Origin of the sequence: Pedobacter frigidisoli (assembly GCF_004331675.1) — a bacterium.
In the GTDB taxonomy this organism is placed as follows: Bacteria; Bacteroidota; Bacteroidia; order Sphingobacteriales; family Sphingobacteriaceae; genus Pedobacter; species Pedobacter frigidisoli.
Window position 1 is genome coordinate 297940 of sequence record NZ_SJSN01000003.1, and the last position, 18575, is coordinate 316514.

Genomic DNA, 18575 nt, shown 5'->3' on the forward strand with positions numbered 1-18575 from the left:
AACAATCTAATTTAATTTATTTATAAAGCCAGCCATATCATAACTATTTAAGGTAATATGTGGCTTTACGTTTAGAACGGCTTGTTGCGGCATATACGGCATAATTGCAGTACTTGGATTTTGAATAACCACACAACCACCGAAATTGTTTACATTTTTTAATCCTTCCATTCCATCGGCATTAGAGCCAGAAAGCAAAATGCAAACCAATTCTGCTCTAAAAACCTCTGCCGCAGATTGGAAAGTAACATCTATCGACGGCCGTGAATAATTCACTTTTTCGGAGTAATCTAGCGAAATACTTTGATCATCTTCAATTAATAAATGGTAATCAGCAGGAGCAACATAAACATTGCCAGGCTTTAAAAACACCTTTTCATCTGCTTCGCTAACCTGTAAGCTTGTTCTACTTTTTAAGAGATCGGTTAATAACGATTCATTACTTGCCTTGCGATGAATAACAACTATAATGGGAAAGGCAATTTCTGCTTTCAGGCTTGGGAATATTTCCAATAAAACATCAAGACTACCAGCAGAACCGCCAATAACCAATGCACTACATTTTGCAGGATCTATAGTTTGCGCCATATCTTCTCCAATTTTATCCTTTTATATTCTTTAGATTTTGCCCAAAACTCCAAGCTTTCCTTACTTCCCAAAGCTAGATAACCCAATTTTTCGATGCTGTTATCGAACAGGTTAAATACCTTATGTTGTAAATCCTTATCGAAGTAAATGAGCACATTTCGACAAAGGATTAATTGAAATTCGTTAAAAGAATGATCTGAAACTAAATTATGGGTAGAAAAAATCATTTTTTTATTCAAGCTCTCATCAAATTTCGCCAACGAATAACTAGCTGTGTAATACGATGAAAATTCTTTTGTTCCACCCGATTGAAGATAATTTTCTGAGTATTGTTTCAAATAATTTAATGGAAACATCCCATTTTTCGCTTTTTCCAAAACCGATGGATTAATATCTGTAGCATAAATAAGCGATTTATTAAGCAGGTTAAGTTCCTTTAAAAGAATGGCAAGCGAATAAGCTTCCTCACCAGTAGAACAGCCTGCTACCCAAATCCTAATGAATGGATAAGTGCCTAATGCAGGAAAAACATCATTTCTCAGCGCTCTGTAAAAAGATGGATCGCGAAACATCTCGGTAACGTTTACCGTAATTTCCTCCAAGAAACGCTTAAAATATTGTTTATCACTTTTAATGGTATATCTAAACTCCGCAAAACTTACAAAGTTATCAAGCGCATATAAACGTGTGATTCTTCTTTTTATCGAGGCATGAGAATATTCCAGAAAATCATATCCGTGAGCCTCTAAAACATCGTTGAGCAGGATTGCTACCTGTTCGTTATCTATTACATCACTTATCACCTAACTTGTAAAATTTTCTATCTGAATTAATAATTCATCAACATTAATTGGTTTAGAAACATAGCCCGAGGCACCAGCACTTAAGCAACGTTCCTTATCGCCAACCATGGCTTGTGCTGTAACCGCCAGAACCGGAATGTTCTGCATTTTCGCTGATTTTTTCATCGTTGCGATGGCTTGGTAACCATCCATATCTGGCATCATCATATCCATTAAAACGATCGTTACATTGTCGCTTTGCTCCATTAGCGCAAAACCTTCTTGCGCACTTGTTGCAGATAAACAATCGAAACCCTTGGCCTTTAAAACAGCTTTTAGGGCAAAAATGTTTCGATTATCATCATCAATAATGAGAATTCTTTTTTGAGGCATATTAATAAAATGGTTAAGATTTATGGTGATTTTCGTATAGCCAAACACGTAGGAGTGAGACCAATTGATCCATATCTACAGGCTTGCTAATGTAATCTGAAGCACCCGCAGCAATACATTTTTCCCGATCGCCCATCATTGCCTTTGCTGTTACTGCTAAAATTGGGAGGTTTCTATATTTAAAATCCTGGCGGATAGCCGTTGTCGTTTCATAGCCATCAAGTTCGGGCATCATCATGTCCATTAAAACAACATCAATCTCTGGATTATCGCTTAGCATTTTTAGCGCCTCCTTTCCATCAATTGCGGCCAGAACTTTCATTTGATGTTGCTCCAAAACTTTGGTTAAGGAAAATATATTCCGAACATCATCATCGGCAACCAATACAGTTTTCCCTTTTAAAACGTCTTGCAGCTCAGAGAATTTTTTTGGCAACTTGGTTTTTTCCTTACTCTTTTCTTCTACCAAATGTAGAAACAGGCCTGCTTCATCCAAAATACGTTGGTAAGAATGGGCCGTTTTAACCACAATCGAATCTGCATATTGCTTAATTCTATTCTCCTCACCTTTTGATAGGTTTTTGCCAGTAAAAATTATTATGGGTAAATTCTCTAGTCCTGGAGTTTTCTTTACCACTTCTAAGGTTTCGTAGGCGTGTTTATCCGGAATCCCCATATCTAAGATTACGCAATTTATCTCCGGCTTATGCAGAGCAGAAACACCATCACTTACCTGGCTAACGATTTCGGTTTGAATATCAAAGTTGCTTAAATAATAACTTAAGGCCTTTGCATGTTGCTCATTTTCTTCGACAATTAACACCTTTTTTGGGTGGCGACTTAAGGCATGCTCTAACTTGGAAAATATTTCCTGCATGTGCTCAAAAGCGAAAGGCTTGTTAATAAAATCAACGGCACCCTTTAGCAGACTTTCTTTTTTAACCTGCAAAGAAGACATTATGTGAACCGGAATCGGGCGAGTTGCGGGATCTGCCTTAAGCTCTTCCATTACCTGCCAACCATCTTTTATTGGCAATTGAATATCGAGCAAAATTGCTTTTGGTTTATATGCTTTTGCCATTTCGATACCCACATCGCCACGAACGGCAACAATTCCCTTATAATTTCTTTTTCTGGTAAAATCCAAAAGTGTTTTGGCGAAAGGTGTATCATCCTCTACAATCAAAATTACCTTATCATCGGGCTGTATGTTATCACGATCATCCTCAATTTCTTGCGGAATATTCATAACCGTTAACCTTTCTATTTTCCTGGGAGCCAAATCGGGAGTTTCGGGAATCGATTTCTCCCACGGATCTACAACACCATCAAAGCCTTTATTTTTATCGACTGGCAATGTTAAGGTAAAAATACTTCCTTTGCCTTCTTTACTTTTCAAATCAATATAGCCACCCAATAATTTCGCCAATTCCCTACTTATCGATAATCCTAAACCGGTACCACCAAACTTACGCCTTGTAGAACCATCTGCCTGTTGAAAGGCTTCGAATACCATCCCTTGTTTTTCTGGCGCAATACCCAACCCAGTATCAGTTACCTTAAAAATTAGCGCATTTAACTTTTCATTTTTATCAATATTTAAGGTTACAGAACCCTCGGTTGTAAACTTAATCGCATTGGATAACAGGTTTTTAATAATCTGCTCTAAACGCATTTTATCTGTATTGAAAATCTCTGGCGTTTCAACCGATTTTTCTACAACAAAGTTTAGGTTTTTTTCTTTCGCTACAGGATTAAATAGCGAACGCATGTTTTGGATTACCTCATCAATCTTAATGTTTGCCCTATCCAATTCCATTTTACCAGCCTCAATTTTAGAAAGATCCAAAATCTCGTCGATCAAACTTAGTAGTCCTTGTCCTGAGCTCTGGATTACACCTGCATATTCTTGATGCTCAGGATCCATCGCTTCGTTTTCGGCCATTAATCGAGATAGTAGCAGAATCGAGTTTAGCGGCGTTCTTAACTCGTGCGACATGTTTGCTAAAAATTCCGATTTATAGCGAGTGCTTAATTCCAAAGCCTCCGCTTTTTGTTGTATTTCTACGTTACGTTCTTCAATCAGTTCGTTTTTCTCTTCCAACAAGCTACTTCTTTCCTCCAACTCCTGGTTACTTTGCAATAACTCTTCTTGTTGTACGCGAAGTTCTTCTTCTGATGCCTGAAGTTTTTGTGCCTGTGCCTCAAGCTCTGCGTTCATCCCTTCGAGCTCATTGTGTTGTACCTGTAACTCTTCAGATTGTGCTTGGGTTTCCTCTAATAACTGCTGCAGTTTCTGTCTGTTTTGGGCGCCAAGTAATGCGGTGCCTACATCAGATAGGATTAAATTCAAAAAGTGCAATTGCAATTCTGAGTATTGTGCAATGGTACCCAATTCCAAACCTCCAATAGAAATTCCGTTCCGAATAATTGGCAATACAATTAGTTGTGCTGGTTTTATATTTCCTGTGGCGTGGGTTACAGTAAGCTCGTTTTGCGGAACATCATCCAATAGAATTGCTTTGCCCGATTTAACAGCTTGCCCAATTAATCCCTGCCCGAGCTCAATAATTTGAGTTAAATTTTTTCCTTGCAACGCATACTGACCTTTGAGGTGCAAATAACCATCATCCTTAAATAGGTAAATGGCCCCAATTTGGCTTTTGGTATAATTCGCCAAAAACTCAATAATATCTTCTGCCAAATGGAAAACGTCTTTTTCGCCAACCATTTTTACATTAAGGTTAGCCACACCGGTTTGAATCCATTCGTTTTCTGCCAAGGTATCGAAAGATTTTTTCAACGAAGACGACATCGTGTTCAACGAACCTGAAAGCTCTCCAATATCATCCTGTGTTTGGTTATCTAACTTTACACCATAATTACCATTTGAAATTTGAAGCGCAATTTCCTTAATGGCAATAATGCGTTTCTCCATCTCATGCTTTTTATCCTCGATCTCTCTTTGAAGTTTAACGCGTTCATCAAAATCAACAGAAACTTTTCTATAAAAAAACAAGGTGATTAAAATAGCCAACGCCGCAGCAATAAGAATAAGAATTGGCGTGTAAGCAGTTAGCTTATTTAACTCTATAGTTCGCTCATCAAGCAAACGTCTTTCTTCGACAACCATTTTACTAACAATAGCCCTTGCCTGGTCCATATAGGTTTTTCCCTGCAAAAGCACTGTAGGATCTATTTGCCCGCCCAAAGATTTTATCTCAACCGTAGATTTAATAATATCCATACGTTTAAATAAAATCTCCCTTAGTTCAGTAACATTCTTTTGCTGTGTTGGGTTATCTACAGTAGCCAAAGCAACACGCTTTAATAATGCAGCTGCTGTATCGCTTGCGCCCAAGTATGGCTGTAAAAAAACTTTATTGCCGGTTAACAGATAGCCACGTTGCCCAGTTTCTGCATCCTTTAATGCAGATATTACACTTTCCGTATTAAGAATAACCTCATCGCTATGCTTAACCAAATCGGTACTTTTAATAAGGTTGCTAATGCTAATGTAAGATGCCAGTGAACTGATAAATAGAATAATTAGCGACAAACCGAGGCCTAAACGTAAATTATTTTTAAGCGTTGTTTTCATTATATAGATTGATGATTATTCTTGGTTTTTTAAGATTTCTGCCTCAGTAATGGGAATGATGAAATGAAATTCAGAGCCCTCATCGGGTACGCTATTAACACCTATTGTACCACCATGGCGATTTATAATCTCCGAACAGATGTATAATCCAATACCCAAGCCATTAAAGCGATTGCTGTTTTCCTCTACGCGATAAAATTTATCGAAAATTTTATCTTGTTGCTCGTTAGGGATTCCAATACCAAAATCCTTAACGGCCAGATAAAATTTTTCATCCTTAATATTAATGGTAACATTAACCTGGTTGGTTCCTGGGGCATATTTTATAGCATTGGTGATGAAATTAATAACAACTTGTTCTAGTCGCATTTCATCTCCAAAAACCATATCGCTGGTTTTACCAAGTTTTGTAATTGTAAAATCTGGATTAGATTGCTGCAGCATTTCTATGGCATTGTTAACCATGTTATCTGCACAAAAACTTTTCATGTTAAATTTCATCTTCCCGCTTTCGATTTTGGAGATATCGAGTAGGTCGACAATTAAGTCGTTCAATTTTTCTAGCTGAACGCTTGCCTTTTCTATATGGCTCTGGGCCATTTCCTTATTATCCTTACTTAAACTTCGTTGAAGCAATTGGATATAACCCTTTACACTGGTTAAAGGTGTTTTTAATTCGTGGCTTGCAATACTAATAAACTCATCTTTTTTGTGTTCGGCCTGCTTTCTAAACTCAATTTCCTCCAATAGCTTTTCTTGTACTTCGTTCAGCTTTCTACTCTGTTCGTAAATGCGGTAGAAAGTTTTAATTTTAAGTAAAAGCACATTAATATCGACAGGTTTGGTAATATAATCCAAGCCGCCACTCATGTAACCCTTAGTAATAAACTTAAGCTCGGTATTTACAGCCGACAAAAATATAATGGCGGTATCTTTTGCCTTACTGAAACCAGAAATGGCTTCGGCAACCTCAAAACCGTCCATATCAGGCATTTGAACATCGAGAATAATTAAGACATAATTATTCTTCAGAACTTTTTTTAGCGCTTCCTCTCCCGATGAAGCGGTTTCGACCTCAAAATTGTGTGCTTGTAATACTTTTTGTAACGAGATCAGGTTTTCAGGCCTGTCATCAACTATTAGGATCATCTTTATTGAAAAAAATCAGAAGTCGGGGTAATTATGTTTGGTTTCGAGACAAAAATCTCATTAACTGTAAACCAACAGCGAAACTTAAAAAAAGTTTTAATTTTCTTAGTTTTTTTTTTAAAAAGCAGCGTTTGTACACAGATTTAAGTTTTTTCCCGCTATCCATTACAAGGCCTTAAGCATTAAAATGCTTTTCGGCGCTTTTCATTTCTATCGGGTTTAGGTGGGCAAATTGTGCTGCTATTACACAACCTCCCCTCAAAATAAAGAACCTATAGCTGGCTAAAAGTATCGCCCTGTTTAATGTCACCCGTTTCGAAACCTTTTTTAAACCAATACATTCGCTGCGCTGAAGTTCCATGTGTAAAAGAATCTGGCTGAACATCTCCAGTTGCCTGCTTTTGTAATTTATCATCGCCAATGGCATTAGCAGCGGTAAGAGCTTCTTCAATGTCACCCTCATCTAATTTAAAATCTTTAAGGTTCTGTGCGTTATGTGCCCATAAACCCGCAAAAAAATCAGCCTGTAATTCTAATTTTACAGATAAGCGATTGTACTCTTTCTCGCTCACCTGTCCTCTAGCCTGATCTAATTTTTCGGAAATACCCAAAAGGTTTTGCACATGATGACCCACCTCGTGTGCAATTACATAAGCTTGGGCGAAATCGCCAGCTGCACCAAAACGGTTTTTAAGCTCATCGTAAAATGATAAATCGATATATACTTTATGGTCGCCTGGGCAATAAAACGGACCAACGTTTGCACTTGCATTACCACAAGCTGTTTGTACGCCATCTCTAAAAAGCCTTAATTTTGGGTATTCGTATTGTTTTCCCATGGCCTCAAATTCTTTAGCCCAAACTTGCTCTGTCGATTCTAGCACACCAGAAACAAATTGTGCCTGCGGATCATTTGCCGGAACACCTTGCTTTACTTCTTCTGTACCATTTCCAGTTGGGATTTGACTTACCACACCCGATAAATCCTTACCGAAGATTAAACCGAGTACCACTACAATAATCCCGATACCACCACCTAAAATAGTTTTACCTCCGCCTCCACTTCTACCATCTTCTACATTATTACTGCCTTTACCAAACCACTGCATAGCCTTATTTTTTTTAGTTTAATCAATAACCAGAATTGTATGACAATTGTTAGACCAAATTAGAAATTATTTTTCTGATTTATTCTTTTAGGGTGTATTGAAATAAAAAAGGCCCGAAAAATTTCGAGCCTTAATAACTTTATGAATTATATTCTAACTATTGAAAACCGCTAGGGCTTTTGCAATTCTAGCTTTAGTTTCTTCTACACCCAGTAAAATAGCGATATCAAAAACACCAGGCCCAAATTTTCCACCTACCAACATAATCCGGAAAGGCAACATTAGTTCGCCTGGTTTAAATCCTTTTTCTTCGGCCAAGCTTTTAAATGCGGCCTCCGCACTCGAAGCGTCAGCAAGTGTTAAGTTTTCAGCGAAGCTATTGAAGAATTCTGCTTTTTCAGCACTCCATTTTGGCTTAACCGAATTCACATCATACTCCGTTGGTGAAGCAAAGAAATAACTGCTTTGCGCTACAAAATCTGGCAGCAAAGTACAACGATCTTTAATTAAGTCGATAATAGTATTTAAGTAACCGTTATCGCTAATTTCTATTCCGGCTTTTTGCAGTTCGGCTTTAACTGGCAACTGCAAACTGTTAACCGGCGCCTGCTTAATCCACTCATGATTATACCATTTTGCCTTTTCGAAATCGAATTTAGCTCCTGCCTTACTAATTCTATCTATCGAGAATTTCTCCTCTAATTCTGAAAGCGTAAATATCTCTTGCTCCGTTCCATCATTCCAGCCCAAAAGCGCCAGCATATTAATAAAAGCCTCAGGCATAAAACCCAATTCCTTAAAACCCTGCGTTATGTCGCCCGTTTTGGGGTCAGTCCAATTCATTGCGTAAACAGGAAAACCTAAGCGATCGCCATCACGTTTGCTCAATTTTCCATGTCCATCAGGCTTTAAGATTAATGGTAAATGTGCCCAAGCTGGCATATCAGCTTCCCATCCTAAATATTTCCATAGCAAAATATGCACGGGTGCAGATGGCAACCATTCCTCACCGCGGAAAGCGTGCGAAATTTCCATCGCCTTATCATCAACCACAACGGCTAAATGGTAAGTTGGCATTCCATCGGCCTTTAACAAAACCTTATCATCGACTATAGAAGTTTCGAAACTTACATCGCCACGAATTAAATCGTTAAAATGTACAATTTCATTTTCTGGCACTTTTATTCGGATCACATGTGGTGTTTTCGCTGCCAATAAATCCTCAACCTCGTTTAAGGTAAGCGTTAGGGAATTACGCATTTGCATACGAGACGCTTGTCCATACTGGAAATTCGGAATTTCCTTACGCTTCGCATCTAAATCTTCTGGCGTATCAAAAGCATAGTAAGCATAACCATCATTAATTAATTGCTCAGCGAATTTTCTGTAGCTCGGTTTACGCTCACTTTGGCGATAAGGACCATATATCCCCGGGTTATTTGGACTTTCATCTGGCGTTATGCCACACCAATTTAGGCAATCTACAATGTATTCTTCAGCTCCGGCAACGAAACGATTTTGGTCGGTATCTTCTACACGAAGCACGAAGGTTCCATTGTTCTTTTTTGCGAACAAATAATTAAACAACGCCGTACGAACACCGCCTAAGTGCAGGCCTCCGGTTGGGCTAGGGGCAAATCTTACTCTAACTTTTTTATCCATGATTGGTTTGTTGGGCGTTTGGCGCCTAGCGTTTGGCGATTTAACGCTCGTCGCTCAGCGCAAATCGCATGACGATGCAAAGATAGGTTTTTCATCCATTTTTCTTGTTTTCATAGGCAATCCAGCTCTTATAGTCTCAAAATTATTATTCTACGGTTTTATGAAAAGCATAATGGTTTTCTGTTTTTTTCGTTTTGTTATTGTAATTTGCCCACCAAAGCATGAACCCTTATCAAAAGAAACGCCGCTGGAAATTTTTCCTACTCATATTTGCAATCTTAATCGGCATTGCCTCAGTTTTTTATACCGATTCTTTTGTAAAGAAAATGGAACGTGAAGAAGCTATTCAAATGCAACTTTGGGTGAGAATCCAAGAACGTTCCATGTTTTTAATGGATAATGATGACTTTAGCACAGTAGTTGAAACCGTTAGGGCAAATACCAAAGTGCCAGTTATAATGGTAGATTCGAGCGGTACAATCAGTTCTTTTTTTGGTTTAGATAGTACGAAAACGAATTACATAACAGCCGATACTAAACTTACTTACGATAGTCTGTATTTTGTTCGTCAATTAAAAATAATGAAAGGGCAGCACCGTCCGTTAGAGATGAACATTTTGGGTAGTAAATACAAAGCCTACTACAAAGATTCATTCATTTTAACCCAACTTCGCTACTTTCCATACATTCAAATGGGGGTCATTTTTCTATTTCTTTTAACGGCATACGCTGCATTTAGTTCGGCCCGAAGAGATGAACAAGACCATGTTTGGGTGGGTTTGGCCAAGGAAACTGCGCATCAGTTAGGAACACCCATATCATCTCTAATGGCCTGGGTCGAGCTAATGAAATCGAAATTCGATGCTGAAGATGATCCGTTGATTGCAGAGATGGAGAACGACATTAAACGATTGGAAATTATTACGGATCGTTTCTCAAAAATCGGCTCCAAACCAATTCTCGAAGACCACACTGTTTACATTGTGATCAGTGATTTTATTCGTTATTTTAAGGTTAGAACATCAGATAAGGTAAAGTTTAGTATTACAGGCGATGAGCAAGTTAGGGCGATGCTTAACGTGCCATTGTTTGATTGGGTAACTGAAAATTTATTGAAAAATGCTGCAAACGCCATCGAAAACGAAGGTTCTATTTCCATAAACATCATTGAAAACCTTGCTAAAGAACAGGTATTTATTGATGTTACCGATACTGGCAAGGGAATCCCAAGGTCTAAATTTGATGCAGTTTTCCAACCTGGTTACACCACCAGAAAACGTGGTTGGGGCTTAGGGCTTTCACTTACCAAACGTATTGTAGAAAACTACCACAGCGGAGAAATTTTTGTAAAAGACTCCGAAATGGGCAAGGGAACAACATTCAGAATTATTTTAAAAAGCAGTTTAAGATATGAACCGACCACAGCCTAACGAATACCCTATTTGGGGCGAAACCTACATTAGCAAGGTTGATCGAGATATTTTCGAGATTTTAACTGAACAGGTAGAAAGTATTCCTACATTATTTTTGGCAAATGCAGATAAAGCCAATTATGCTTATGCCGAAGGCAAATGGACTTTAAAAGAAATGCTGGGCCATATTATTGATGCCGAACGTGTTTTCGCCTATCGCATTACTTGTTTTGCCAGAAATGACCAACAGCATTTGCCAGGTTTTGAAGAAGATGATTATGTGAGTAACGCCCGTTTCGCAGAGCGAGATCTGGAAGATTTGGCTGAGGAATTTGCAGCCTTACGAAAAGCTAACCTCTATCTTTTTAAATCACTTAACGATGACGAACTGAATAGAAAAGGAATCGCATCAGGTAGAGAAATCAATGTAAAATCTATTTTATTTATAGCTGGCGGCCACATTATTCACCATGTTTCCATTTTAAAAGTACGTTACCATGTGGTTTAAAAACTTTACTATCGATGAATTAAATAATCGTCCGAAGAACCATTTAGGCGGTTTATTGGATATAAAATTTACCGAAATTGGGGAAGATTACATTATCGGCACTATGCCTGTCGATGAACGTACCCACCAACCCGCTGGCATTTTACATGGTGGCGCATCGGTTGTTTTAGCCGAAACATTAGGCAGCATTGCCTCTTACATGTGTATCGATCCAGAGAAATATTTGGCCGTAGGTTTGGAGGTAAACGCCAATCATCTACGACCAGTAAAAAGTGGCTTGGTAAAGGGAATTTGTACCTCTTTACACCGCGGCGCTAAAACCCAGGTTTGGGAAATAAAGATTTACGATGAACGTGGAAAAATGAATTGCGTCAGCCGTTTGACAGTTGCCATTATAAACAAACCGCAAACTGTTTAAAACTTGCGAAGTCTCGCCGATTCAGGCATTTAAGACCTCGCAAGTTGACTATTTTAGGGATTCTTTATCTAGCCATTTCTTCTCGATTACGTAAGAAACGATTAGGCCGATGCCTCCAAAAATCCCGATGCATCCAAAATAAATCGCTACGGCCTGGCCCTCTTCTGTATGGGTCATATCGCTACCAAATGTCGATCTTACTGTAAACAACGCAACTAATAAACCGATGCCTAAACCAACCAAAAGTAAACCGAATTTTAAGCTTAAAAATGGTTTTGGCGTAGATCTACTTACGCCTGGATCGATACCTCTTTCGATCATGGCCATTTTTTCCTTGTTAGATAAATAGCGTATTCCAAATACCATTGCGAATGCGCCTAAAAAAAGTGAGATTGGGACTAATATTCCTGTCATGATTATATTTTTTAATTGTTAATATTTTTTAAATGAACCGTGTTCTGTGTATTATGACTACACACTTTTAAATCAGGTTACACCTCTATGAAGAAAATAATCAATAAATAATAATCAATTTTCAGATCTCAGGTAAAAACATTTCTACTTTTGCACAATGAATTGGATTATCTTAATTATTGCTGGACTTTTTGAAGTTGGCTTTACAACTTGCCTTAAACTTTCGAATAACTTTTCGAATATAAAATGGAGTGCAGCATTTTTTGTATGCATTACATTAAGCTTTGTATTGCTTAATAAGGCCACGCAAACTTTACCAATGGGCACAGCTTATGCCGTTTGGACAGGCATTGGCGCCGTTGGGACGGTAATTATCGGTATCGCTTATTTCAACGAGCCAGCTACTTTTTGGCGCATATTTTTCATTTGCACACTAATCGGATCTATTGCAGGTTTGAAGTTTTTTGCATCGCATTAACTATAAAATCATTTTTTTTGAAGCGCAATACCTGTGTAAGTAAATAACATAGTTCCCGTGTTTTGCTTTTACGCTTCGGGCCTCGTACCTCAGCCCTGCAGGGTAACGCTTCACCCGGGGCTAGATGGACAATTTGTGCAATTTTTAACGTTTGGATGGTCAGCCATTGTACCTAAACTTAACTGAAGTGAAATCCTTTTTTGATCTTAAAAGTTACTAACTCTAGTGATCGAATCGCTAGTTAGCGTTAGTAACTTTCATAAAAAGATTAAACAAAAGGCGGGACCGTAAGCCGCCAAAAGAACTGAGCTTTCATTTCCAAAAACCTACACTGAAATAGAAAATAATCACTTGCCTGTAACCTCGCTATCTTGCATGTAGTCTTACTGCTAAATATGGAGCAAAAATTTACAGATTTAGAGCTGATCCAAAATGTATTGAACGGAGATTCCGCTCAGTATGCTTTGTTGGTGAGACGCCATCAGCGGTTTGTATTTACGCTTGCTTTAAGGTTTTCAAAAAATAGAGAGAATGCCGAGGAAATTGCTCAAGATTGCTTTGTAAAAGCTTATAAGGCATTGGGAACGTTTAAACAAACAGCAAAATTTAGCACTTGGCTGTACACGATTACCTATACAACGGCGATGACTTTCTTGCGCAAGAAACGTTTGGATACTTCATCTATTAATGATGAAGAAACATTTGTTCAGCTCGAAAATCATACCTCGAGTTTTAATGCAAATGGCTATGAAAGGCAAGATAGTCACAAGTTTTTAAACCAGGCCATTAATATGCTCTTGCCTGATGATGCTACAATAATTACCCTATTTTACCAAGGCGAACAAAGCTTGGAGGAAATAGGCGAAACCTTAAATATGGAGCCAAACACGATAAAAGTAAAATTACATCGAGCAAGGCAAAGGCTTAAGGAAAAATTACAATATTTGTTAAAAGATGAAGTAAAGGAGTTACTATGAACACAATAGAACAACAGCTTTGGGATTATATCGACGGAAATTTAGATGCAACCCAGGCAAAAAACATCGAAGAAAAAATTAAATCAGATGCTGAGGTTAAGCTTCAGTACGAGGAGTTATTGAACCTAAATTTAGCTTTTGGAGATTTAGAACTAGAGGAACCGTCCATGTCTTTCACCAGGAATGTGATGGAAAGTGTTGCGCTTTTGCCAGCTCCAGTTGCCTTGAAAACCAAGGTTAATAAAAATATTATTTACGGCATCGGTGGCTTTTTTGTGATTTCGTTACTCGCTTTATTTGGATATACAGTTTACAATGCAAACTTGAGTTTATCTGATTTTAAATTGAACGTAAATTTAGACTTCAATTTAAATAGTTACTTAACACCTACAGCAATCTATAGCTTCCTTTTCGCCGATTTGGTTATTGGATTGGTGTTTTTAGATTATTTATTGAGGAAGAAAATGGCTCATAAATAAATTTTTAGTAATCCACTCCCATTCTAAAAATATCATCTTCAATGTGCGGGAGCATTTTTATATAATTCAAATCTCAATGAGCGCTATTCTCTCCCGCAGATTAAGGGGATTCCGCAGATGTTTGTGTTGAAGAAAAGTTTACTCAGGGGTCTGATTAATTTACCCTTAGAAAAGAAATCATTTTCAATCTGCGAGATCAGCGAAATCTGCGGGAACAATTTATAGAAATAGAACTATCCCAAAGTTTTCAAAATCTCCAAGCCCTCTGGCCATTCGCCAAATCCAGAATTCGCATTGATATGTCCAGCATTGCCAATGTTAACAAATTCACTTTCCCAAGAATCGGCAAAGAATTTCGCCCTCTTTAAACTTACCCATTCATCATCCGAGCTTGCCACTACAATGGTTTTAAAATTAATTTTATCTAAAGGAACATGATCAAAACCAATGGTTGGGAAAGTATAGCGTGGAGCTTCCAAATCGCTTGGCGCAACCAATAACGCACCCTTAATTTCTTTTTGATATTTCCTTGCCCAATTGGCAATTGCGGTACAACCCAAGCTGTGGCCAATTAAAACAACGTTAGCTAAATCGTAATTTGAAATTGCTTGCTCAATGGTCTCAGTCCAATCGCTAGCCGTTGGAGCATCCCAATTTTTTTGATTAATTCTAATAAAATTAGTGCTAGATTTTTCGAAATGCGTTTGCCAATGATCTGGACCAGAGTTGCCCAAACCAGGAATAATGAAGTAGTTCGTCATAAGAGTAGTTTCTGAAAATCAGAAAAAAAATCAATAAAAAAGGCTGCCATCGCAAGAAAGCAGCCCTCTTTGTAAATATGATAGTTAATTAAATTACTTTCACATTAACGGCATTTAAGCCTTTTTTACCGTTAGCAACTTCGTACTGAACTTTGTCGTTTTCACGGATTTCGTCGATAAGACCTGTTGAATGTACAAAGATTTCGCTATCGCCATTTGCAGGTACGATAAAGCCAAAACCTTTAGTTACATTGAAGAATTTTACTGTGCCTTCTTGCATTGTATTAAATATTAAAATTAAGTCTGCAAGGTAAGTTTTAATTTTTAAAATCAAAATAAATTTTAACATTTTTTTAACGTTAAAATTTTGTAAACAGCAGATTACTAAGGCCTTTTAATTACCTTACCAATTATTGTTAACGTAATTTCACTATTATGTGGTATTCCGAGGGTAGTTCCCGGCGCAATATTAAACAGGTTTCGAACATAAATATCGGCTATACCTTGCGCTACTTTTTTCTTTGCCTCGGCATTTTCGGGAAGCACATTGTAAACATTTTTCACATGTATTATACCCTGAAAATCTACAACTGCAGCAACTTGGTAAGCAAAATCCTTGTAAGCCCTATCGATCCGGATAATATATTGCGGAAACATATAATCGTAAGCCTCCGTTCTATTGTTGGCCTTATCTACCGTACTGATTTTTTCTACCCTAACAATTTTACTTTTCGGAATAAACTGTACAGCATCTGTAGCGGCAAAAGCACTATCGCTATTTGCATTAACCAAAGCACACCGTTTCTCTATAAAAGCGGTGTCTGCCTTTGTTGGTTTTTGTAATTCTGCGCCAGTTGTTTTAAGTTTATTCTTGATGTAACCCTGGGCATAAAAAGTCATGTTTACATCCGAACGTATATCTGAGGCAATAACTTTTCCATTTACCTGAACACGCTGAAAAACCAAGCTATCCTTGCTTATGTGTTTTACCTTGAAGAATTCTGCCGCAAAATTGTACACATTTCCATGATCGTACTGCATGTAAAACTTCTGCATCCTTTGTTTCTGCGGACTCCAAGCGGCCATGGTATCTTCTTTTACCACTTCAATAATCCACGATGGTTTTTGCATAAAGCCATCAGCATTGAAAGAAAGTCCGTCTTTAAACCTCCGCTTTACCTCCTGGTAACGGATGCCTTTTACAGGCTCGAAAGTAAAATCCCGTAAAGTTGGATCGCTGGTTTTGGTGCCCATTTTACAGGAAGAGAGTATCAGCACAAAAAAGAAAAAGTATATTATATTTTTAATCATTTCAATAAAAATCTATGGCTAAAGTAAGAATTTTCATTTCAGAATTAACCACCATACATCATTATTGGAGTTACTTCTTTTTAACCAAAATTACATTTGCAACCTTTCGTTGGCCCTCATGATCCCACTTTTTATTATCCGTTGGGAAGTTGATTACGCCATTATCTGACATTCCATTTACCCATAAAGTTGTTGAGCCACCACCATCGAAATTTATAGCGCTAGAACAACCCAACCATTTCATGATTTTTGTTAATTCGAATAAACTCATGCCAGCAGAGTTATCATTTCTACCATCAACGGTTAATAAAATAATCCGTCCGTTTGGCTTTACGCCTAAACAGGTGCGTGGATGACGAAGACGATTGAAAGCGCCAGTATCTAAGGTTTCGTTAATGTTGTTTAAGGTTAACAATGGGCCATTCAAAAGCACATTTGTCTCGCTAAGATTAGTTTCCCAATCTGGAGATCCATCCCATTTTTTGATGGAGATTTTACCCTTTTCAATTACTACCGCAGCTTCTTGATGCCGCGCTCTGTTGCCATTTTTTTCTAGCCGATTGGTGTTGATAATTTTTCCATTCACTTTAACAAAATCGACAGAGCCTCCATTTTTAACATCAAAGAAATTACCATTAATGGCTGCAATTGCGGTATCTCCAATACCAAAGTTGCTCGTTGTAATCAATTCTTTTTCTTCTGCGCCCAAAGCAAATACAGCTTTTCTACCCGTATTTTTTACTTCTAGAAAAGATATATTTTCATTTGCAGCAAACAGATTTTTTTGATCGAAGTGGTGGCGATATAAGACAACTTGTTTGGCAACCTTGGTTTTGCTCCAGTTGGTTTGCACTAACATTATAGAATCTACATCCTGTGCAAAAATAGATAGGCTGTACAAAAATAAGCTTACGGTAAAGAGTATTCTTTTGAACATAAGAAATGATTTGCCCTAAAAATAGTAAACGCTTTAAACTTCGGTGTAACCCTTCAAGAATTATACAATGCGACTTATTGTTTAAGATGGTAGGCTTTACATATTCGTTTAGGCAGAACTTTGCATTTAAAGCCTAGGATGGTGAGTGTTGGGTTCTAATGTTTAGATGCTCTTTAGCGAAATCTTGGACGTATTTTTTTATCATATCCCGCACCTCACTAAATTGTTCCATTATCTCATCCTCTCTGCCTTTTGCTTTGGCAGGATCGGGGAAATTGTGATGCAATTTTATCGCTTGGGTTGGAAAGTAGGGACAGCTTTCTTTTGCATGATCGCAAACGGTTATCAAATAATCGAAATCGATACCGATATATTCATTAATATTATTCGAGGTATGCATAGAGATGTCTATGCCATCTTTTTTCATTATCTCAATTGCTTTTGGATTAACACCGTGGGTTTCAATCCCTGCACTGTAAACTTCTGCATTACCTCCTGCAAAATGTCTTAAATAGCCTTCAGCAATCTGGCTTCTGCAACTGTTTCCGGTACAAAGCACTAATATTTTTTTCATAAATAATGTTCGGCTTAACCAATAATTTTACTTCTTCTTTCTAAGAGTACTGTGTCTCGCCAAACGCCGTTCTGCTTTCCAATTTTCTCCCTAACACCTAATATCCTAAATCCAGCTTTTTCATGAATTCGGAGACTAGCCAAGTTTTCGGGAAAGATTCCAGCTTGCAAAGTCCATATTCCTTCGGCCTCACTTAATCGAACAAGTTCTACCAAAAGTGAAAGGCCAATTCCCATGCCCGACTTTTCTGGGTGAATATAAACGCTAACTTCTGCCACTCCAGCATAAACACACCTGGAAGAAACCGGTGTAAGCGCAGCCCAACCAATCACTATCCCATGTTCTTCGGCCACAATTCTACCATTCGGTAAATGGGCAGAATCCCATTCTGCCCAAGATGGCGCATTTGTTTGAAATGTGGCATTGCCCGTAACAATGCCCATTTCGTAGATCGATTTAACTAGATTCCAATCTGAGGAAAGCAGGTTTCTTATCTCCATAACATAGGGATTAACAGCAACCTCCACCTGGCTTGCAAGTATTGGCTTCGCCAGCTAAATTAACCATTTCTTTCTTATGTGTAACTTCGATTCCGCAGGCGTCACTAGCAAGACAGGCAGTTTGCTTTGCCAACAATAAAAAGTTTGTCCCATCAAAACCAAGGTCGTATTTGCCTATGGTTTCCATTTGATATTCCACTTCAATATCAAGATCATCCATTCCCAATACCTTTTCAGAAAGGGAAATTATGCCCAGTAACTTTTCTGCCTTTAAACGATGCTCGTAATCGTTCGCATCCCAAAGCTGAAAGTTTGCTACTTTTTCATGGCGCAATTTGCCTCCACAGTCAATGAAGTCTTTAGTAATAATTCCAACTTCCGTAACATGAAAATGATCGGGCACCATTTGTCCATTTTCTAACTGGAAATTAACGGATTCTACTGTAGCTAAAATTCTTTTTATTTCTGATAGTTTCATAATTATTTTATTTGATTATAATATTGCAATTTAACGATTGATTT

At 37.9% G+C, this 18575-nt stretch carries 21 protein-coding genes; 6 read left to right on the forward strand and 15 right to left on the reverse strand.

Going from position 1 to position 18575, the window contains the following annotated elements:
• Positions 1-6 precede the first annotated feature (6 nt).
• The 7 genes from EZ449_RS05450 to gltX all read right to left on the reverse strand — a co-directional run bounded on the left by EZ449_RS05450 (position 7) and on the right by gltX (position 9284).
• A complete protein-coding gene (locus EZ449_RS05450) occupies positions 7-588 on the reverse strand; it encodes a chemotaxis protein CheB (protein WP_131556953.1) in 582 nt (193 codons plus the stop codon).
• A complete protein-coding gene (locus EZ449_RS05455; RefSeq protein WP_131556954.1) occupies positions 573-1391 on the reverse strand; it encodes a CheR family methyltransferase in 819 nt (272 codons plus the stop codon). Before EZ449_RS05455 ends, EZ449_RS05450 begins: the two co-directional genes overlap by 16 nt.
• Positions 1392-1763, reverse strand: coding sequence for a response regulator (locus EZ449_RS05460; protein WP_131556955.1), 372 nt, complete (start codon positions 1761-1763; stop codon positions 1392-1394).
• Between the two features lie 13 nt (positions 1764-1776).
• Positions 1777-5364, reverse strand: coding sequence for a response regulator (locus tag EZ449_RS05465; protein WP_131556956.1), 3588 nt, complete (start codon positions 5362-5364; stop codon positions 1777-1779).
• A 15-nt stretch (positions 5365-5379) separates the two neighbouring features.
• Positions 5380-6513, reverse strand: a complete 1134-nt coding sequence (locus EZ449_RS05470; RefSeq protein WP_131556957.1) for a hybrid sensor histidine kinase/response regulator — start codon at positions 6511-6513, stop codon at positions 5380-5382.
• 272 nt (positions 6514-6785) lie between these two features.
• Complete coding sequence (gene ypfJ / locus EZ449_RS05475; protein ID WP_131556958.1) at positions 6786-7622, reverse strand: KPN_02809 family neutral zinc metallopeptidase; 837 nt, start codon at positions 7620-7622, stop codon at positions 6786-6788.
• A gap of 153 nt (positions 7623-7775) precedes the next feature.
• Positions 7776-9284: a glutamate--tRNA ligase gene (gene gltX, locus EZ449_RS05480; protein ID WP_131556959.1), complete on the reverse strand. Its 1509-nt coding sequence runs from the start codon at positions 9282-9284 to the stop codon at positions 7776-7778.
• A gap of 221 nt (positions 9285-9505) precedes the next feature.
• Here gltX and EZ449_RS05485 point away from each other — a divergent pair, with 221 nt between their 5' ends.
• The 3 genes from EZ449_RS05485 to EZ449_RS05495 are packed head-to-tail and all read left to right on the forward strand — an operon-like array spanning position 9506 to position 11622.
• The gene (locus EZ449_RS05485; RefSeq protein WP_131556960.1) at positions 9506-10714 is read left to right on the forward strand and encodes a sensor histidine kinase; all 1209 of its coding nucleotides are present in this window, start codon (positions 9506-9508) and stop codon (positions 10712-10714) included.
• Positions 10695-11204 carry a DinB family protein gene (locus tag EZ449_RS05490; protein ID WP_131556961.1) on the forward strand — a complete coding sequence of 170 codons (510 nt, stop codon included), beginning with the start codon at positions 10695-10697 and terminating at the stop codon, positions 11202-11204. The genes EZ449_RS05485 and EZ449_RS05490 overlap by 20 nt, the downstream gene beginning before the upstream one ends.
• Positions 11194-11622 (forward strand): hotdog fold thioesterase, encoded by a 429-nt coding sequence (locus EZ449_RS05495; RefSeq protein WP_131556962.1) that lies wholly within the window; start codon positions 11194-11196, stop codon positions 11620-11622. The genes EZ449_RS05490 and EZ449_RS05495 overlap by 11 nt, the downstream gene beginning before the upstream one ends.
• A gap of 48 nt (positions 11623-11670) precedes the next feature.
• Here EZ449_RS05495 and EZ449_RS05500 read toward each other — a convergent pair whose 3' ends face one another.
• A complete protein-coding gene (locus tag EZ449_RS05500; protein ID WP_131556963.1) occupies positions 11671-12036 on the reverse strand; it encodes a DUF6249 domain-containing protein in 366 nt (121 codons plus the stop codon).
• A 157-nt stretch (positions 12037-12193) separates the two neighbouring features.
• Between EZ449_RS05500 and EZ449_RS05505 the strand changes: the two genes are divergently transcribed.
• From EZ449_RS05505 to EZ449_RS05515, 3 genes are all read left to right on the forward strand, one after another.
• Entirely contained in the window at positions 12194-12514 is a 321-nt protein-coding gene (locus EZ449_RS05505) for a DMT family transporter (RefSeq protein WP_131556964.1), read from the forward strand.
• A 395-nt stretch (positions 12515-12909) separates the two neighbouring features.
• A complete protein-coding gene (locus EZ449_RS05510) occupies positions 12910-13491 on the forward strand; it encodes an RNA polymerase sigma factor (RefSeq protein WP_131556965.1) in 582 nt (193 codons plus the stop codon).
• A complete protein-coding gene (locus EZ449_RS05515; protein ID WP_131556966.1) occupies positions 13488-13970 on the forward strand; it encodes an anti-sigma factor family protein in 483 nt (160 codons plus the stop codon). Before EZ449_RS05510 ends, EZ449_RS05515 begins: the two co-directional genes overlap by 4 nt.
• Positions 13971-14203: 233 nt before the next feature.
• On the opposite strand, the gene EZ449_RS05520 is transcribed toward EZ449_RS05515, so the two are convergent.
• From EZ449_RS05520 to EZ449_RS05550, 7 genes are all read right to left on the reverse strand, one after another.
• Complete coding sequence (locus tag EZ449_RS05520; protein WP_131556967.1) at positions 14204-14731, reverse strand: RBBP9/YdeN family alpha/beta hydrolase; 528 nt, start codon at positions 14729-14731, stop codon at positions 14204-14206.
• Positions 14732-14819: 88 nt separating this feature from the next.
• Positions 14820-15011: a cold-shock protein gene (locus EZ449_RS05525; protein ID WP_025141747.1), complete on the reverse strand. Its 192-nt coding sequence runs from the start codon at positions 15009-15011 to the stop codon at positions 14820-14822.
• Positions 15012-15115: 104 nt separating this feature from the next.
• On the reverse strand, positions 15116-16042 hold the full coding sequence (locus tag EZ449_RS05530; RefSeq protein ID WP_131556968.1) for a hypothetical protein: 927 nt from the start codon (positions 16040-16042) through the stop codon (positions 15116-15118).
• A gap of 70 nt (positions 16043-16112) precedes the next feature.
• A complete protein-coding gene (locus EZ449_RS05535) occupies positions 16113-16979 on the reverse strand; it encodes a phosphodiester glycosidase family protein (protein ID WP_131556969.1) in 867 nt (288 codons plus the stop codon).
• Between the two features lie 133 nt (positions 16980-17112).
• A complete protein-coding gene (locus tag EZ449_RS05540; RefSeq protein WP_131556970.1) occupies positions 17113-17553 on the reverse strand; it encodes an arsenate reductase ArsC in 441 nt (146 codons plus the stop codon).
• A 14-nt stretch (positions 17554-17567) separates the two neighbouring features.
• The gene (locus EZ449_RS05545) at positions 17568-18053 is read right to left on the reverse strand and encodes a GNAT family N-acetyltransferase (RefSeq protein WP_131556971.1); all 486 of its coding nucleotides are present in this window, start codon (positions 18051-18053) and stop codon (positions 17568-17570) included.
• Positions 18054-18063: 10 nt separating this feature from the next.
• On the reverse strand, positions 18064-18531 hold the full coding sequence (locus EZ449_RS05550; RefSeq protein WP_131556972.1) for a DUF6428 family protein: 468 nt from the start codon (positions 18529-18531) through the stop codon (positions 18064-18066).
• Positions 18532-18575 lie beyond the last annotated feature (44 nt).

What these genes read in the sequence shown, in the direction of transcription:
- EZ449_RS05450 (WP_131556953.1), bottom strand. Translation starts at nt 588, where the DNA reads ATGGCGCAAACTATAGATCCTGCAAAATGTAGTGCATTGGTTATTGGC.
- EZ449_RS05460 (WP_131556955.1), bottom strand. Translation starts at nt 1,763, where the DNA reads ATGCCTCAAAAAAGAATTCTCATTATTGATGATGATAATCGAAACATT.
- EZ449_RS05465 (WP_131556956.1), bottom strand. Translation starts at nt 5,364, where the DNA reads ATGAAAACAACGCTTAAAAATAATTTACGTTTAGGCCTCGGTTTGTCG.
- EZ449_RS05470 (WP_131556957.1), bottom strand. Translation starts at nt 6,513, where the DNA reads ATGATCCTAATAGTTGATGACAGGCCTGAAAACCTGATCTCGTTACAA.
- ypfJ (WP_131556958.1), bottom strand. Translation starts at nt 7,622, where the DNA reads ATGCAGTGGTTTGGTAAAGGCAGTAATAATGTAGAAGATGGTAGAAGT.
- gltX (WP_131556959.1), bottom strand. Translation starts at nt 9,284, where the DNA reads ATGGATAAAAAAGTTAGAGTAAGATTTGCCCCTAGCCCAACCGGAGGC.
- EZ449_RS05485 (WP_131556960.1), top strand. Translation starts at nt 9,506, where the DNA reads ATGAACCCTTATCAAAAGAAACGCCGCTGGAAATTTTTCCTACTCATA.
- EZ449_RS05490 (WP_131556961.1), top strand. Translation starts at nt 10,695, where the DNA reads ATGAACCGACCACAGCCTAACGAATACCCTATTTGGGGCGAAACCTAC.
- EZ449_RS05495 (WP_131556962.1), top strand. Translation starts at nt 11,194, where the DNA reads ATGTGGTTTAAAAACTTTACTATCGATGAATTAAATAATCGTCCGAAG.
- EZ449_RS05500 (WP_131556963.1), bottom strand. Translation starts at nt 12,036, where the DNA reads ATGACAGGAATATTAGTCCCAATCTCACTTTTTTTAGGCGCATTCGCA.
- EZ449_RS05505 (WP_131556964.1), top strand. Translation starts at nt 12,194, where the DNA reads ATGAATTGGATTATCTTAATTATTGCTGGACTTTTTGAAGTTGGCTTT.
- EZ449_RS05510 (WP_131556965.1), top strand. Translation starts at nt 12,910, where the DNA reads ATGGAGCAAAAATTTACAGATTTAGAGCTGATCCAAAATGTATTGAAC.
- EZ449_RS05515 (WP_131556966.1), top strand. Translation starts at nt 13,488, where the DNA reads ATGAACACAATAGAACAACAGCTTTGGGATTATATCGACGGAAATTTA.
- EZ449_RS05520 (WP_131556967.1), bottom strand. Translation starts at nt 14,731, where the DNA reads ATGACGAACTACTTCATTATTCCTGGTTTGGGCAACTCTGGTCCAGAT.
- EZ449_RS05525 (WP_025141747.1), bottom strand. Translation starts at nt 15,011, where the DNA reads ATGCAAGAAGGCACAGTAAAATTCTTCAATGTAACTAAAGGTTTTGGC.
- EZ449_RS05530 (WP_131556968.1), bottom strand. Translation starts at nt 16,042, where the DNA reads ATGATTAAAAATATAATATACTTTTTCTTTTTTGTGCTGATACTCTCT.
- EZ449_RS05535 (WP_131556969.1), bottom strand. Translation starts at nt 16,979, where the DNA reads ATGTTCAAAAGAATACTCTTTACCGTAAGCTTATTTTTGTACAGCCTA.
- EZ449_RS05540 (WP_131556970.1), bottom strand. Translation starts at nt 17,553, where the DNA reads ATGAAAAAAATATTAGTGCTTTGTACCGGAAACAGTTGCAGAAGCCAG.
- EZ449_RS05545 (WP_131556971.1), bottom strand. Translation starts at nt 18,053, where the DNA reads ATGGAGATAAGAAACCTGCTTTCCTCAGATTGGAATCTAGTTAAATCG.
- EZ449_RS05550 (WP_131556972.1), bottom strand. Translation starts at nt 18,531, where the DNA reads ATGAAACTATCAGAAATAAAAAGAATTTTAGCTACAGTAGAATCCGTT.